The organism is Streptomyces sp. AMJ-169 (genome assembly GCF_055597585.1).
Genome location: NZ_JBVLTJ010000014.1, coordinates 190,018 through 206,446, shown reverse-complemented (window position 1 = coordinate 206,446; position 16,429 = coordinate 190,018). Strand labels below are relative to the sequence as shown.

11 protein-coding genes are annotated in these 16,429 nt (G+C 69.6%); 6 read left to right on the top strand and 5 right to left on the bottom strand.

The window, feature by feature from the left end:
* Nucleotides 1-11: 11 nt before the first annotated feature.
* The 5 genes from ACYUD3_RS30615 to ACYUD3_RS30595 form a co-directional block, all read right to left on the bottom strand.
* Nucleotides 12-1,925, bottom strand: coding sequence for a TniQ family protein (locus ACYUD3_RS30615; RefSeq protein ID WP_470976840.1), 1,914 nt, complete (start codon nt 1,923-1,925; stop codon nt 12-14).
* Entirely contained in the window at nt 1,922-3,061 is a 1,140-nt protein-coding gene (locus ACYUD3_RS30610; RefSeq protein WP_470976837.1) for an AAA family ATPase, read from the bottom strand. The genes ACYUD3_RS30615 and ACYUD3_RS30610 overlap by 4 nt, the downstream gene beginning before the upstream one ends.
* Complete coding sequence (locus tag ACYUD3_RS30605) at nt 3,051-5,153, bottom strand: helix-turn-helix domain-containing protein (protein ID WP_470976834.1); 2,103 nt, start codon at nt 5,151-5,153, stop codon at nt 3,051-3,053. Before ACYUD3_RS30605 ends, ACYUD3_RS30610 begins: the two co-directional genes overlap by 11 nt.
* A gap of 41 nt (nt 5,154-5,194) precedes the next feature.
* Nucleotides 5,195-5,812, bottom strand: coding sequence for a TnsA-like heteromeric transposase endonuclease subunit (locus ACYUD3_RS30600; RefSeq protein WP_470976831.1), 618 nt, complete (start codon nt 5,810-5,812; stop codon nt 5,195-5,197).
* Nucleotides 5,813-6,142: 330 nt separating this feature from the next.
* The gene (locus tag ACYUD3_RS30595) at nt 6,143-7,942 is read right to left on the bottom strand and encodes a glycoside hydrolase family 15 protein (RefSeq protein ID WP_470976901.1); all 1,800 of its coding nucleotides are present in this window, start codon (nt 7,940-7,942) and stop codon (nt 6,143-6,145) included.
* A 519-nt stretch (nt 7,943-8,461) separates the two neighbouring features.
* Between ACYUD3_RS30595 and ACYUD3_RS30590 the strand changes: the two genes are divergently transcribed.
* From ACYUD3_RS30590 to ACYUD3_RS30565, 6 genes are all read left to right on the top strand, one after another.
* On the top strand, nt 8,462-10,129 hold the full coding sequence (locus tag ACYUD3_RS30590) for a CTP synthase (RefSeq protein ID WP_470976898.1): 1,668 nt from the start codon (nt 8,462-8,464) through the stop codon (nt 10,127-10,129).
* An 87-nt stretch (nt 10,130-10,216) separates the two neighbouring features.
* Nucleotides 10,217-10,843, top strand: a complete 627-nt coding sequence (locus tag ACYUD3_RS30585; RefSeq protein WP_470976828.1) for an NUDIX domain-containing protein — start codon at nt 10,217-10,219, stop codon at nt 10,841-10,843.
* 166 nt (nt 10,844-11,009) lie between these two features.
* Nucleotides 11,010-13,067, top strand: a complete 2,058-nt coding sequence (locus ACYUD3_RS30580; RefSeq protein ID WP_470976826.1) for a tetratricopeptide repeat protein — start codon at nt 11,010-11,012, stop codon at nt 13,065-13,067.
* Between the two features lie 133 nt (nt 13,068-13,200).
* Complete coding sequence (gene ald, locus ACYUD3_RS30575; RefSeq protein ID WP_470976895.1) at nt 13,201-14,316, top strand: alanine dehydrogenase; 1,116 nt, start codon at nt 13,201-13,203, stop codon at nt 14,314-14,316.
* A gap of 452 nt (nt 14,317-14,768) precedes the next feature.
* Nucleotides 14,769-15,896: a ParA family protein gene (locus ACYUD3_RS30570; RefSeq protein WP_470976823.1), complete on the top strand. Its 1,128-nt coding sequence runs from the start codon at nt 14,769-14,771 to the stop codon at nt 15,894-15,896.
* Entirely contained in the window at nt 15,881-16,423 is a 543-nt protein-coding gene (locus tag ACYUD3_RS30565) for a hypothetical protein (RefSeq protein ID WP_470976820.1), read from the top strand. Before ACYUD3_RS30570 ends, ACYUD3_RS30565 begins: the two co-directional genes overlap by 16 nt.
* Nucleotides 16,424-16,429 lie beyond the last annotated feature (6 nt).

Below are 16,429 nucleotides of genomic sequence, written 5' to 3'. Positions count from 1 at the left end.
CTGACCTCGGCCTACGCCGGTGTGGGTTCCAGTTGGCCTCGTCCACTCGGGTGGCCTTGGCCTGCAGGTGTTCTGTGTGGTTCTGTCGACGTGTCCATGGCTCCGTCCTGCTGAGATGTCCTTTTCCTCCGTTGGTTGGCTGAGGTGGCGACGATCTCGCTGAGCGGGATCTGGCGCGCGGCGGCAGTGAGCCAGTAGAAGGTGCGGCATCGGCCGGGGGTGCCTCGTTCTTCTCGGGTTTCATGTCGGCTGTGGAGCCAGCCGCTGGTGCGCAACGTCTTCAGGTGTCGGTGGAGAGCGGCTCGGGTGAAGCCGGTGGCCGAGTGGATCTGGCTCTCGTAGGTGGATTTCTCCGACATCTCGAAGAGGTGCTGGAGAAGCGGGACCATCGCGGCGGGGATGCGTAGGGGCCGGGGTGTCGGTTCGTGGGGGTGCAAGGGTGTGAGGGCGGTTCCCTGGCCGTCGAAGACGGCCGCTGCAGCGTCGAGGTCTTCGCGCCGGGGTAGATCCTTTATCCGTTCTTCGAGGGCCTTGCCCATGAGGTGTTGAACTTTCGGTTCTATGAGTTCCTGCAGGAGCCGTTCTCCGTGGATGGTCGGGCGCTGCGGGCTGTGGCGGACTGAGCGTTCGAAAAGTTGGACGCTGAGGGCCTCTTCTAGCTTCTTCATCTGATCGCAGAGGCGGCTGGGCTGGATGCCGAGGTAGTCGGCTGCTGTCGTCATGGAGGGGAAGGCCATGAGGATCTGGAACCGGCGAAGACCGAGCCAGCCGTTCGCTGCCTCCTCAATGCCGCGGCGGATCGAGGTGGGAAGCGAGTGGTCGGCGGGCTGCTGTTGGTAGCGGTGCAGCCCCTTGTTCCCTGCGATGCGACGCGGGATGCCGAGGCCCGCCAGGCGCCGCAGGACCGAACCGTTGTCGGCTCCGGTCTCTCGCGCGATCTCGATGGAGGAGCGGTGATGCGTGACGTACTGGTCGCGCAGCCAGTCGTCGTCGAAGATATGCGGGCGATTGCCGCGATAGACGGGAACGCCAAGTTCCTTGGCTCTCTTGATCACATACGCGCGCGGCAGGGAGAAGGATTCGGCGAGTTCGCGTAGAGGGGTGCGGTTCTTCACGTACCGCTCGTGCAGAAACTCCGGGGTGAGGATCTCCCTTCCTCGTTCGCGCAGCCGCCAGATTCCGTACTCGGTGAAGGACGCTGCGGAGTTGTGGAACAACCGCTTCCAGGAGTCCTCGAACGTGCTGCCCAGTTCCTGGAAGTCTTCCGCAGTGAGCGAGTCGGCCAGGTCGGTCAGACAGTGGTCGACGTGCTTGAAGGTGGTGTCTGCGGCCGTGGTCTGGTCGATGCTGATGCGGTCGAGGGCCCGTTGTGCCTGGAGTAGAGGGTGCGTCTGTTCCAGGCGGTTGGATTCGACGGCAGTGAGGTCGGCCCCGCAGAGGCTCCTGCGGTCGGTTTGCCGCATGCAGTGCCCGGGCTGGATCACCCCCAGTGACCTGGGCCCGCGCTCGCGCGGCTCCTTGCGGCAAGACGGGCAGAGGGCCTGCAGGACGGCGCTGTGTCGGGTGCAGGCGAATGCCCAGGGCAGCCACCAGTTCGTCAGCCCTCGTCCGTGGGACTCACACAGGCACTGCGGGCAGAATCGCCAGTGGGGTACGAAGCGGCCGAAAATCTCGGGCGCGATGACCGTTCGGTCGAGCCAGCCCGTTGGCAGTCCTGCCATCTTCTCCAAAGGGCGGAGCTTCTCGGGGGGAAGGCCGAGGAGGGTGTGGGTGCGGTCGAATCGTGCATCGGTCTTCAGACCGAGCGCATCCAGGAGGCCGGGAAGGGGGGTGCGTGAGCGTCGGGCGAGGGCTTCCAGCCAGCTGTCGATGCTCTCGCCGGGCATCGGGAGGACGCGGATCGCGAGCGTGCGGGCATCGTTCACGACTCCTCCTTCGAGGGCCTGCTGGTCAGTCGGCCCTCGTCGAATGCCTGCTGGAGCTCTTCGCGTTGCTTCTCCGAGGCGGCGTCGCCCTTCACTTTGTCCAGCAGCGGCTTGTCCAGGCGTTCGGCACCGGTGCGGACCGCGCGCTGGCAACCTCGGTTGATCAAGGTCATGAGCGAGCCGATGTGCCCGCCGCTGCGGGCGAAGAGGTAATCGGAGAGTTCGTCAGCGATCATCCCGGGGTGCTTGTCGGCGAGGACTACGCGCTCCTCGATCGCCAGCAGGATGCTGCGCCAGCCGATGCGGCCTGCCTCGGAAGTAATCGAGAACGCGGCCAGGCCCAATGGCGTGGTGCGGCGTCCGGTCTGCGCCAGGGCCACGGCGTCGTCGCTGCAGCCCTCGCTGAACAGGCCCTGCCGCTCCAGGCCGACTCCGATGAACAGCAAGGTGACCGGGAACTCGTTGGCGATGTACTTGAAGTGATTGCTGACCTCGATCCCAGTCCTGTTCCTCCACTTCAGGAAGTGGAGGTCGTCGACGATCAGCAGCTGGGTCTCCGAGGAGAGCACCGAGTCCAGGGCCCGGAAGCCGAAGTCGGCGGCGGTGCCCCGGAACCGGCCCGGGTGGCCGTAGTACTCCAAGATGGCCCGGTTGAAGTCCCGCATGCCGGTGTTGCTGGTCAGCCCGACCCGGCAGACGGGCCAGCGCTCGTGCCCCTCGTCGGTGTAGCGGCCCTGTTCCTTGATGATCCGGCGGTGGAGCCTGCGGGCGAACGCGAGCACCGCGGTGGTCTTCCCCAGCCCGGGAAAGGCGTCGAGCGCGATGGCGCCCTTGACTTTGTCTCCGTCCTGCTCGTTGCTGTCGAAGATGTCCCACAGGTCCTCGTGCAGGGCTTTGAGCTGCGGTGTCTGAAGGGGACCGAGGTTCGCGTGCCACTTGCGGCGGTCGCGGTTGTACTCGCCCAGGGCTGAGTCGGCCAACTGCTTGAGCTGTCGACGGGACAACTGTTCGGGCTTTGCCCGCCGTGGTGCTTCCGCCATGCGCTGGAAGCCCTCTTTGCGGGAGAGCGTGAGGCGGTCCAGCTTGGACCGCAGATCGGCGCCATCGTCTCGGCCGCCGCGGGAGCTACTCGTCATCGTCATCGGTGTCCCTCAGAGCGGTTGCGTAGAAGTCGATGTCCTCGGCCAGTTCCTCCAGGCCGTCCGCGTCGTCGTCGCCTGCCACGGGCTCGGCGGTCGACTCGATCGCAGGCTGGATGGGCTGGTCGGGCAAGGACAGGACCCGGGCGACAGACGGCAGCCCGCTGACCGGTTCCTGCGTCGCAGGCAGGGGCAGGGCCACCTGCTCGCGGGAGAGGCGAAGGGCCATCCTGCGTTCGGCCAGCGAGTTCCCCAGGCCCAGGTCCCACCGCTCCAGCAGGAGGGACAGGGCGAGCCGGTCGTTCGGGTAGGTGTATTTCTGTGCTGCCAGGCGCCGGGCGAACTGCAGCGCCTCGACGCTCAGCGGCATGTCCTGCCCGGCGGCGTGCTCCCACCGCAACGCGTGCCACTTGCGTTCCCGGTCCCGGAAGTAGATCTGGTTGATGTCGTCCGGGTCGGCGAAGAAGTCCCAGCGCCGTTGCTCCAGCTCGACCCCGTTGTTGACCATGTCGCGCAGGCCGTCCAGCGCCGGGCCGTTGTAGCGCCGGCGCTCGATCTCGACACCGTAGCTCTGGACGGTCCGCCGCGTGACGTCCAGGAACTCGTAGGCCAGATCAGGGCTGCTGGGCACCTCGATGTAGCCGGCCCTGGCGAGTCCGTGCTCGAACATCTTCGCCGGGGACAGCCTCAGAGCCGAAAGGTGCGGGTCGAGCAGCCCGGTGTGCGGTTTGTGGTGGTAGGCCAGCGCCGCCCACTCGCGGATGATCGCTTCAAGTTCGTGGAGGAAGAAGAAGGCGTCCTTCTCCGGATTGAGCCCGCGGGAGTGGATGTCCGGCCCCTTGTAGCCGGGAAGCCGCTGCAGCAGGTCCTCGCGCAGAGTGCGGAAGAAGCGCTCGATCGGACCCTTGTCCCGGCCCGTTCGCAGGCGGGCCGGCTGGATCGAGATCCCCAGCCGCCGGCAAACGCTCGTCAGGTGGGCTGACACGTAGATCTTCCCGTGGTCCAACACGAGCGTCTCCGGGGCCAGTGCCGGGCCGACCGCCCCGGTGACGGGCCCGTGGATCGCCTCCGTCTCGACCAGGACCTGCCGGGGAACCCCGTGATCGGGCCAGGCCGCCCCCACGGGCCAGGCCGCCGGGACGGGACGGGGCCGGTAGGTCTGGAACAGCACCGCCGCCGCGTCGACGGCCTTCGTCGACACCGGGGTCACCCGAATCCCGCAGATGCACCGGGTGTACCAGTCCATCGCGACCGTCAGCTCCGCCTGCACCCACGTCAGAGTGACTGGGTCCAGTGCGAACACGTCCAGCCGGGTGGTGTCCATCAGCAGGTACTCACCCGGCCGTGTCGGCCGAAGCTTCCCGTGCACCCCTTTCGGGCGGTCGGCGATGTCCCGGTTGCGCTTCGCGCTCAGCCGGAACGTCGGCTTTCGCCGTTCCAGCTCCTGCATCCACCGGTAAGCGGCCGTCCGCTTCGGGACCGGCACCACCTCGTCCGGGAAGGCGACCGGCAGACGGGCCTCCACCCGCTCCAGCACCACTTTGATGGAGGGCGTCGACTCGTCCTGGTACTCATCGAGGACTGCCTCCGCTGTCTCGACCCACCGCGGATCGGCGTTGCGCAACCCGCCGTCCGCCGGAGCCCTGCGCGGAGCAAGACCCGCTTCGCCGCTCTCCAGGAAGTCCTTCACCCACCGGCGGATGGTTCGTTCGTTGACCCCCAGCTCGGCGGCCTTCGCTGCAGCCCGCTCACCTCTGGAAACCCCCTGGCCGTACTGCGGCTTCGGTTCGCCAGGTCGGGGCAGTTCCCCGCTGCCCGAACGGAAGCCGGTCAACACCTCCCGCACGTGCTCGGCCCGCTTGAGGACCTCCTTCCGCTCCCCCTTCGTCAGCCGGTCGAGCACCACGGCAGCCAGGTCGCGGGCATCGGCGAGACTGCTCGGGCCGGTGGGGACGACCACTGCCCGCTCCGAGGTCAGCAGTTCCCGCACGCTCATCCGCAGCAACCGGCCGCGGCCGTCCCGAAGCACGACCTCCATCCCGGTCACCAGGCTCGCGAACTCCACGACTTCGACGCTCTCGCCGTCCAACCGCAAGCGGCTCCCGACGCCGAGTCGAGCCGCAGCCCCGCTCACGCCGCCACCCACAGCACGTGCCCGGCGCTTAGCGGACGCTCCAGATCGGTGGACACGTGCCCGCTCCAGAGCAGGTGCAGAACCGCGGACTTCACCAGCGGACGAGGACGCCCCGGCAGCAGCAGGAAAACCTCCCCGAGCGACCTGCCCGACAGTCCCTGCGCACGGAGCTCATCCAGAAGCGCGCCATCGAACAGCCAGTCCCGCCGGTAGCCGGCCAGGAACCGGATGTTCTCCAGGACATACGGATCCGGCTCGCACCACACCTCGTAGCGCCAACCGCGGGCTTCCACTGCCTTGCGCGTCCAGGCGAACGTGACGGCGACCTCGGGCTTCGTCAGCCGGTGCCGCGGCTTGACGTCCACGACCAGCGGACCGCTGTCGGTCAGCAATAGATAGTCCGGGATGTGCCTGCGGACCTTACCGTCGACCTCCGCCTGGAGCAGGAACGGCTGGGCGACGATCTGCCGCACATCCCTGGCGAAGTCGGCGAACAGCAGCCGCCCCAGCTCCAACCTCGACTCGTAGATCACGTGGTCGGCGACCGTCGCCGACCAGTACGTCCCCGAGTAGTGCTTCTGCCCCGCGTACCAGCGGAACGTCCGCCACGGCACGGCACCCGCGAGAAGCGACAGCGGAGCGTCAGCCCAGTCCAGATCCGCCACCGCATTCCCACCGCGCTGACGGACGCTCACCGTCACTGAACTGGGCAAATCATCGACTGCCATCAAGCCCGACCCCGCGTTCTTCGGGCAGCCCTCCCGGCTGCCGAACGCAGCTGGCATGCCCAACGTGCCATCGCTTACGGCGGCGGGCATGCCGGGGTACACGGAATGGGGAATCCGTCGGCTACGAGGCATGGATCCCGTCACCCTGTCCAATTGGACCCGCCGTGGACATCACGACGCGGAATTGGACGCGGGATCTGGGATCCCACAGCCGGCCTAGCCGCCGTACGCCCCCGACGCCGTCAGCCGCAGGGCAGTGTCGATCAGGGGGACGTGGCTGAAGGCCTGGGGGAAGTTGCCGACCTGGCGTTGCAGGCGGGGGTCCCACTCCTCGGCGAGGAGGCCCAGGTCGTTGCGCAGGGAGAGGAGCTTCTCGAAGAGTTTCCTCGCCTCGTCGACGCGGCCGATCATCGCGAGGTCGTCGGCCATCCAGAACGAGCAGGCCAGGAAGGCCCCTTCGTCGCCGGGGAGGCCGTCGACGTTGTCGTCGCCGCCGGAGGTCGGGTAGCGCAGGATGAAGCCGTCCGAGGTGGACAGTTCGCGCTGGATCGCCTCGATGGTGCCGATGACGCGCTTGTCGTCGGGGGGCAGGAAGCCCATCTGGGGGATCAGCAGGAGGGAGGCGTCCAGTTCCTTCGAGCCGTAGGACTGGGTGAACGTGTTGCGTTCCTTGTCGTAGCCCTTCTCGCAGACGTCCCGGTGGATGTCGTCGCGCAGTTCGCGCCAGCGCTCCAGGGGGCCGTCGGCGTCGCCGGACTCGATGAGCTTGATCGTGCGGTCGACGGCGACCCAGGCCATGACCTTGGAGTGGACGAAGTGCCGGCGCGGGCCGCGGACCTCCCAGATGCCCTCGTCGGGCTCGTCCCAGTGGGTCTCCAGGTAGCGGATCAGCTTCAGCTGGAGGAGGGAGGCGTAGTCGTTGCGGGCGAGGCCGGTCATGTGGCCGAGGTGCAGGGCCTCGGTGACCTCGCCGTAGACGTCGAGCTGGAGCTGGTGGGCGGCGCCGTTGCCGACGCGGACCGGGGCGGAGTTCTCGTACCCGGGCAGCCAGTCCAGTTCGGCCTCGCCCAGCTCGCGTTCGCCCGCGATGCCGTACATGATCTGGAGGTTCTCGGGGTCGCCCGCGACCGCGCGCAGCAGCCACTCGCGCCAGGCGCGGGCCTCCTCGCGGTAGCCGGTGCGCAGCAGCGAGGAGAGCGTGATCGCGGCGTCGCGCAGCCAGGTGTAGCGGTAGTCCCAGTTGCGCACCCCGCCGATGTCCTCCGGCAGGGAGGTGGTCGGCGCGGCGACGATGCCGCCGGTGGGGGCGTAGGTGAGGGCCTTCAGCGTGATCAGGGAGCGGACGACGGCCTCGCGGTAGGGGCCGTGGTAGGTGCAGTGCTCCACCCACTCGCGCCAGAACTCCTCGGTGGCCTCCAGGGACGCCTCCGGCTCGGGGAGGGCCGGGGGCTCCTTGTGGGAGGGCTGCCAGGAGATGGTGAAGGCGATCCGGTCACCGGGGGCGACGGTGAAGTCCGAGTACGTCGTCAGCTGCTTGCCGTAGGTCTCGGCGGTGGTGTCGAACCACACCGAGTCGGGGCCGGCCACGGCGACCGTACGGCCCTCGTGCTTGTGCACCCAGGGGACGATGCGGCCGTAGGAGAAGCGCATGCGCAGGGTGGAGCGCATCGGCACGCGGCCGGAGACGCCCTCGACGATGCGGATCAGCTGGGGGGCGCCGTCACGCGGGGGCATGAAGTCGGTGACCCGCACCGTGCCGCGCTGGGTGTCCCACTCCGACTCCAGGATCAGGGAGTCGCCCCGGTAGGTGCGCCGGGTCGCGGGGGGCGCGCTGTCGCCGGTGTACGCGGGGCCCAGGCGCCAGAAGCCGTGGTCCTCCGTGCCGAGCAGGCCCGCGAAGATGGCATGGGAGTCGAAGCGGGGCAGGCACAGCCAGTCGACTGTGCCGTCCCGGCAGACCAAAGCGGCGGTCTGCATGTCTCCGATGAGTGCGTAGTCTTCGATGCGCCCGGCCACGTGCAACTCCAGTAGAACGGCCACGGCACCCCCCAGGCGGGGGTGACGCGGTCAAGGGGTCGGTGTTTGTGCATGTCGTTGAGCGGTGTGAAGCAAAGCATCCGTCCCACCGGCGGCGAAACGGCATATTTCGCTCAACGAACTGACGAGCGCTCGTTGTTCCGGTACCTACGGGCGGGGGTGTGCCGTGGTGCGCGGGAGGGCTCGGCAGTGAGTGTCTGAGCAGGATACGACTCACGTAGATGATCTGTGTGCCGCTCGCGGCAACGCGCATCGGCCGAATGGGTGAGTCAGGGTGAAAGCGGCGTCAAGGATCGTGCAAACACACGCCAAAGAAAGGATCGGCGGGTGGCGCGCGCGGGGGCGCGCGGTACGCCTCCGTGTCGCCTCGGGCGCGGAGCGTGCCCGGACGCCGTCCCTCTGAGGCGCTGATACGCTGGTAGCCCGTGGACCGGAGGTCACGAAACCCCCGAACCGCAGCGACCCCCAGACCGCGACCACGGGAGCCCCCTCTTGGCCATGCAGCCGCCTGCTTTTCGAAACGGCACAGCCACGACGACCAAGCACATCTTCGTCACCGGGGGCGTCGCCTCCTCGCTCGGCAAGGGCCTGACCGCCTCCAGCCTCGGCATGCTGCTGAAGGCCCGTGGCCTGCGCGTCGTGATGCAGAAGCTCGACCCGTACCTGAACGTCGACCCCGGCACGATGAACCCCTTCCAGCACGGTGAGGTGTTCGTCACGAACGACGGCGCCGAGACCGACCTGGACATCGGCCACTACGAGCGCTTCCTCGACCGCGACCTCGACGGCTCGGCCAACGTCACCACCGGCCAGGTCTACAACACCGTCATCGCCAAGGAGCGCCGGGGCGAGTACCTGGGCGACACCGTGCAGGTCATCCCGCACATCACCAACGAGATCAAGCACCGCATCCGCCGGATGGCGACCGACGCGGTCGACGTCGTCATCACCGAGGTCGGCGGCACGGTCGGCGACATCGAGTCGCTGCCGTTCCTGGAGACCGTCCGCCAGGTGCGGCACGAGGTCGGCCGGGACAACGTGTTCGTGGTCCACATCTCGCTCCTTCCGTACATCGGCCCGTCCGGTGAGCTGAAGACCAAGCCCACCCAGCACTCGGTGGCCGCGCTGCGCAACATCGGCATCCAGCCCGACGCGATCGTCCTGCGCTGCGACCGCGAGGTGCCGACCGCGATCAAGCGCAAGATCTCCCTGATGTGCGACGTCGACGAGTCCGCCGTCGTCGCCTGCCCCGACGCCCGCTCGATCTACGACATCCCGAAGACCGTGCACGGCGAGGGCCTGGACGCGTACGTCGTCCGCAAGCTGGACCTGCCGTTCCGGGACGTGGACTGGACGACGTGGGACGACCTGCTGGACCGCGTCCACAACCCCGACCACGAGATCACGCTCGCCCTGGTCGGCAAGTACATCGACCTTCCGGACGCCTACCTCTCGGTCACCGAGGCGCTGCGCGCGGGCGGGTTCGCCAACAAGGCGCGCGTGAAGATCAAGTGGGTCACCTCCGACGACTGCAAGACCGCGGCGGGTGCCGCCGCCCAGCTCGGTGACGTGGACGGCATCTGCATCCCCGGCGGCTTCGGCGACCGCGGCGTGCTCGGCAAGGTCGGCGCCATCAAGTACGCCCGCGAGCACAAGATCCCGCTCCTCGGCCTGTGCCTGGGCCTCCAGTGCATCGTGATCGAGGCGGCCCGCAACCTCGCGGACATCCCCGACGCCAACTCCACCGAGTTCGACGCGGCCACGGCCCACCCGGTCATCTCCACGATGGCCGAGCAGCTGGACATCGTCGCCGGCGAGGGCGACATGGGCGGCACGATGCGCCTGGGCATGTACCCGGCGAAGCTCGCCGAGGGCTCCATCGTCCGCGAGGTGTACGACGGCAAGGAGTACGTCGAGGAGCGGCACCGCCACCGCTACGAGGTCAACAACTCCTACCGCGCGGAGCTGGAGAAGAAGGCCGGGATCCTGTTCTCCGGCACCTCTCCCGACGGCAAGCTCGTCGAGTACGTCGAGTACCCGCGCGACGTCCACCCCTACCTGGTCGCCACCCAGGCCCACCCGGAGCTGCGCTCCCGGCCGACCCGGCCGCACCCGCTGTTCGCCGGCCTGGTGAAGGCGGCGGTGGAAGCGAAGAGTTCGAAGTAACACGGCCGGTTGTACGGTGGCCGGGGTGCCTCCCGCTCAACGGGGGCGCCCCGGTTTTCGTTTGCGCACGTGGAAGAGGTAAGGGCGATGACGATCAAGGACACCCCGCAGGAGTGGGAGACGCGGGCGACGGCGACCCCGTTCACCGGCAACAAGACCTCCGTCCGCACGGACGACGTGGTCATGCCCGACGGCTCGGTCGTGCGCCGCGACTACCAGGTCCACCCCGGTTCGGTCGCCGTCCTCGCGCTCGACGACGAGGACCGCGTCCTGCTCATCAAGCAGTACCGCCACCCCGTGCGCCAGAAGCTGTGGGAGATCCCGGCCGGCCTGCTCGACGTCCCCGGCGAGAACCCTTTGCACGCCGCCCAGCGCGAACTGTACGAGGAGGCCCACGTCAAGGCCGAGGACTGGCGGGTCCTCACCGACGTCTACACCACCCCCGGCGGCTGCGACGAAGCCGTGCGTATCTTCCTCGCCCGGGGTCTGTCCGAGGCCGAGGGCAGCCGCTTCGAGGTCGAGGACGAGGAGGCCGACATGGAGTACGCGCGCGTGCCGGTCGCCGAGCTGGTCCGGGGGGTGCTCGCGGGGGAGCTGCACAACAACTGCCTCGTGGTGGGCGTGCTGTCGCTGGCGGCGGCCCGGGCGGGGGAGGGGCTTGAGGCGCTCCGCCCGGCGGACGCGGAGTGGCCGGCTCGGCCGTTCGAGGCGTGAGGCGGGGGGACTGCGGTGTGACCATCGCCTGATCCGATCGGGCGACCTGAAGGAGCGTCACCGTCGTGCTCCGCAGGGAAGGTTGCAGAGCGTGAACTAGGCTCTCGACGTGCCTGTTCGGAGCTCCGGCGGGCCTAGCGCGCGTGGTGAGACGGGAGCGTGGCCCGTGACGGATCAGGCAGTGGACACAGGCGGCGCCGTGCTGTCGGGACTCGCTGCGTCGGAGGGCCAATTCCTGGGCCGGACCAGGGAGTTGAAGGAACTCCGGGCCGACATCGAGCGGGTGGGCCTGGACACGCTGGTCGGCAAGAAAGCACCCCGCGCGCGCGTCCTGCTGATCGCCGGGCGCCCGGGATCCGGCCGCAGCGCACTCGCCGAGGAGCTGGCCCGCCAGGTCGCCGGACGCTACCCCGACGGGGTGCTGCGGGCGCGGCTCGCGGAGCCGGACGGCACCCCGGTCCCGGTCGAGAGTGCCGCCCGCGACCTGCTGGCCGAACTGGGGGTGCCGGCTCCGGCGGGCGCCGACGAGGACGACCTGTCGGCGGCCCTGCGCGAGGCGTTCACGGACCGCCGCGCCCTGCTGCTCCTGGACGACGCGGCGGGCGCCGAACAGGTCGACGCGCTGCTTCCCGACAACGCCGACTGTCTCGTCGTCGCCGTCTCCTCGGGCCCCCTCACCGGCATCTCCGACGTCCGCCCCTGCACGCTCGGTGGGCTCGACACCAAGTCGGCGCTGGAGCTGCTGACCAGGTCGACGGGGTCGGTGCGGGTGACCGTCGACCCGAGGTCGGCCGAGGCGCTCGTGGAGGTCTGCCACGGGCAGCCCGCCGCGCTGATCCTGGCCGGCGGCTGGCTCGCCGCGCGGCCGACGGCGGCCGTCGCCGACCTCGCCAAGCAACTGCACGCCGAGGGCGACGACGGCACCCCGCTGAGCCGGGTCTTCCGGCTGGTGCACGCCGGGCTGCCCGCGCCGGCCGCGCGGATACTGCGACTGCTCAGCCTCGCCCCGGCCGGCCTCGTCGACCCGCACACCGCCTCCGCGCTGGCCGGCTGCTCGGTCGGCGCCGCCCGCACCACCCTCGACGACCTGGCCGGCCTCGGCCTGCTGCACCCCATCCCCTCGCCGCTGCCCCAGTACGTCGTCCCGGGCTGTCTGCACCCCCTGCTGAAGGCCGCCGCCGAGACCCACGACCGCCCCGCCGAACTGCACCTGGCGCGCGCGCGGATGCTGGAGCGCACGGTACGGCTGCTCCAGTCCTGCCGGGCCATCACCGAGACCGACAACCCCCAGGCCCGCGCCCGCCTCCAGGGCCTGCCGCGCGCGCTGCGCTTCCCCGGCCCGCGCGCCGCCGCCGACTGGCTGCGGCTGCGCCGCCCGGCCCTGCTCGCCTCGGCCCGCCTCGCGGTCGCCGACGGCGAACTGGACACCCTGGCCCGCCGGTTGATGTCCCAGCTGGTGCGCGCCATGGTCGCGCACGTCGGCACCCAGGAGGCCGCGCCCGACCTGTACGGCGTCCACCAGCTCGTCCTGGACGTCGCCGAACGCCGCGACCTGCCCCGCGAGCGCGCCGCCGCGCTGCTGAACCTCGCCGACGTCGACGCCCGCACCGGCCGTACCGAGGAGGCCCTGGTCCGCTACCGGGCCGCGCTGGACGCCGGCCGTGAGGCGAACGACCCCTATGCGACCGGCCGCGCGATGGAATCCATCGGCGGCGCCCATCTGGAGCTCGGGGACTACGACCGCGCGGCCGACTGGTACGGCCGCGCCCTGGCCCAGCGGCTGGCCCGCGACGAGCGCCCCGACGCCGCCCGGCTGTACGGCCGCATCGCCACCGCGCACACCTACGCGGGCCGCTACGGCGAGGCCCAGCGGTCCTGGCGGGCGGCGGCCAAGGGGCACCGCAAGAACGGCGATGTGGCCGCCCACGCGCGCGCGTTGAGCGAGCTGGCGCGCGTCCAGGAGTACGCGGGGCGGCCCGAGGAGTCGCTGCGCACCTGCCAGGAGGCGGTGGAGTGGGCGCGCCGCGCGGAGGACGGGCGCCTGGAGGCGGCTCTTCAGCTGCGGCTCGCGGACACGTTGGAGCACCTCGGCGACCCGGCGGCGGCCCGGGTGCACCGCACGGCGGCCGAGCGATTGCTGGCGGAGAAGCGCGCTCCCCGTGATTCCGAGGCGGAACACGCGGCTAACACCTACGAAATCCGTAGTGCATCCTCCGAAGAATGATGCTTTGAAAGGCTAGACAGCGGGAACACCTTCATTAGACTGGCTGTGTCGCGCCTTCTTGTGCGATAAATCCCGGTATACGTCCACGTGTGCGGCTCCGTACGCGTCCCCCCAGCCAAGGACCGTGATCGACGTGAAGGTCGGCATCCCCCGCGAGGTCAAGAACAACGAGTTCCGGGTGGCCATCACCCCGGCCGGCGTGCACGAACTGGTGCGCCACGGCCATGAGGTCGTCGTCGAGCGCGGGGCCGGCATCGGCTCCTCGATCGCGGACGAGGAGTACGCCGCGGCCGGCGCCGTCGTCCTGGAGACCGCCGACGCGGTCTGGGCCGCCGCCGACCTGCTGCTGAAGGTCAAGGAGCCGGTCGCCGAGGAGTACCACCGGCTGCGCAAGGACCAGGTCCTCTTCACCTACCTGCACCTGGCCGCCTCCAAGGAGTGCACCGACGCGCTGGTGGCGTCCGGGACCACCGCGATCGCGTACGAGACGGTCGAACTGCCCGGCCGCGCGCTGCCGTTGCTCGCACCGATGTCCGAGGTCGCGGGACGGCTCGCGCCCCAGGTCGGCGCCTACCACCTGATGCGCTCGGCCGGCGGGCGCGGGGTCCTGCCCGGCGGGGTGCCCGGCACCCAGCCCGCCAAGGCGGTCGTCATCGGCGGCGGGGTCTCCGGCTGGAACGCCACGCAGATCGCCGTCGGCATGGGCTTCCACGTCACGCTGCTCGACAAGGACATCAACAAGCTCCGCGAGGCCGACAAGGTGTTCGGCACCAAGGTCCGCGCGATCATGTCCAACTCCTTCGAACTGGAGAAGGCCGTCCTGGACGCCGACCTCGTCATCGGCGCCGTCCTCATTCCGGGCGCCAAGGCGCCGAAGCTCGTCACCAACGAGCTGGTGTCGCGGATGAAGCCCGGGAGTGTCCTTGTCGACATCGCGATCGACCAGGGCGGCTGCTTCGAGGACTCCCGTCCGACGACCCATGCCGAGCCGACCTTCACCGTCCACGACTCGGTCTTCTACTGCGTCGCCAACATGCCCGGCGCGGTCCCCAACACCTCCACCCACGCGCTCACCAACGCGACCCTCCCGTACATCGTCGAGCTCGCCGACCGCGGCTGGGCCGAGGCGCTGCGCCGTGACCCCGCGCTCGCCAAGGGGCTCAACACCCATGACGGCAAGGTGGTTTACCGCGAGGTCGCCGAGGCGCACGGCCTGGAGCACGTCGAACTGGCCGCACTGCTGGGCTGACCTGGGCTTCTGACAGCGGGAGTTGGGGCGGGAGGCCCGCTCCGCAGGCGCCGCAGGGCCTCAAGTCACCGTTTCATAAAGGCGATACGTCAACAAGAAGCGTCAACGACACGCGCACGGCCGGACCTTGCCCCATAAGGTCCGGCCGGATGTGTGTATGGTCACTTTGCGATACTCGGTCAACTCGCCTCGAACATAACCGTTCGACCGATTCGCGCACCGGTGAAACCTGCTGTGCGACGGCCTTACGCCCTTGACAGCGAGATGTTCCTTTGCCGACACATCCGGCCGGGTCCGGCGGATTGTGTTGCTGCGAACGGCCGACACGCCATAGAGTCGCCAACCGTCGGCATGGTGCCACGCTGACCTTGTCTAGAAGTTTCCTGGTCACCAAGGAGGTAAGACGACTTGTGAATGAGTCGACATTTTCTCCCGGGGGTGGTCAACCAGGAATGCCTGTACGGGCCGAGGGCCCCCAGGGATTCGAGGCTGTCGGCTCCGTAGCTGTGCGCACCTTCGCAGCCCACCAGAGTCCGCAGACCCTGCGGACAGCACACCAGAGCATGGATGGCCATCACGTGAACGCCATGGCCGGCGACGGAAGTGGCGCGCCCCACAACCAACTCGCCGACTACGACGAACTGCCCGAGGGGCACTTCTACGACCCCGACGCCGAATACGAGCCCGACCCCGAGTACGCGGCCACGCTCGCGCCCGACGCGGCGCGCCAGCGCCGCGAGCGCGTCGGCCCGACCGGGCGTCCGCTGCCGTACTTCCCGATCCCGGGACCGCTCACGCAGCACGGTCCCGCCACGATCATCGCGATGTGCAACCAGAAGGGCGGCGTCGGCAAGACGACGTCGACCATCAACCTGGGTGCCGCGCTCGCGGAGTACGGCCGGCGGGTGCTGCTCGTGGACTTCGACCCGCAGGGCGCGCTGTCGGTGGGTCTCGGCGTCAACCCCATGGAGCTCGACCTCACCGTCTACAACCTGCTCATGGAGCGGGGCATGTCGGCCGACGAGGTCCTGCTGAAGACCGCGGTCCCCAACATGGACCTGCTGCCCAGCAACATCGACCTGTCGGCGGCAGAGGTCCAGCTGGTCTCCGAGGTCGCCCGCGAGTCGACCCTCCAGCGGGCGCTGAAGCCCCTGATGGACGACTACGACTACATCGTCATCGACTGCCAGCCCTCGCTCGGTCTGCTCACGGTCAACGCGCTGACGGCCGCCCACAAGGTGATCGTCCCGCTGGAGTGCGAGTTCTTCGCGCTGCGCGGTGTGGCGCTGCTGACCGAGACCATCGAGAAGGTCCAGGAGCGGCTCAACCCCCAGCTGGAGCTGGACGGCATCCTGGCGACCATGTACGACTCGCGCACGGTGCACAGCCGTGAGGTCCTCGCGCGCGTCGTCGAGGCGTTCGACGACCACGTCTACCACACGGTCATCGGCCGCACCGTCCGCTTCCCGGAGACCACGGTCGCGGGCGAGCCGATCACCACGTACGCCTCCAACTCCGTCGGCGCCGCCGCCTACCGCCAGCTCGCCAGGGAGGTGCTCGCCCGGTGTCACGCCGAGTGAGTCTGCCGGGGGCCGACGAACTCTTCCGCACGACAGGGGGAACGGCGCTCCAGCCGTCCTCGCCCCGGCGGCCCGGCGAGGGCCGGGTACCGGGGCAGGCCGGGGAGAGCGACGCGGCGCAGTCCGCGTCCGCCGAGGACGCCCCGCCCGCCGTGCCCGCGCGCGGCGGGGACGGCGAGGGTGCCGAACACGTCGCCGCCGACGCCGACCCGGTCGACGGGGACGAACCGCGCAGCCGCGGGGCCCGGGGCGCGGGGGCGCAGGAAGGTTCTGCCTCCGCGGGCAAACGGGGCCGCGCCGCCAACCGGCGGCCCAGCGGCCGGGAGCGGCACGACGAGAAGATCACCGTCTACGTCTCCGCCGAGGAGCTGATGGACCTGGAGCACGCCCGTCTGGTGCTCCGGGGCGAACACGGACTCGCCGTCGACCGCGGGCGCATCGTCCGCGAGGCGGTCGCGGTCGTCCTGGCCGATCTGGAGGCCCGCGGTGACGCGAGCATCCTCGTCCGCCGGCTGCGGGGGCGGTAGGGGTAG

Bases quoted from the DNA above. Each gene is read 5' to 3' on its own strand.
- ACYUD3_RS30570 (WP_470976823.1), top strand. From the start codon at position 14,769: ATGCCTGTACGGGCCGAGGGCCCCCAGGGATTCGAGGCTGTCGGCTCC.
- ACYUD3_RS30585 (WP_470976828.1), top strand. From the start codon at position 10,217: ATGACGATCAAGGACACCCCGCAGGAGTGGGAGACGCGGGCGACGGCG.
- ACYUD3_RS30590 (WP_470976898.1), top strand. From the start codon at position 8,462: ATGCAGCCGCCTGCTTTTCGAAACGGCACAGCCACGACGACCAAGCAC.
- ACYUD3_RS30610 (WP_470976837.1), bottom strand. From the start codon at position 3,061: ATGACGAGTAGCTCCCGCGGCGGCCGAGACGATGGCGCCGATCTGCGG.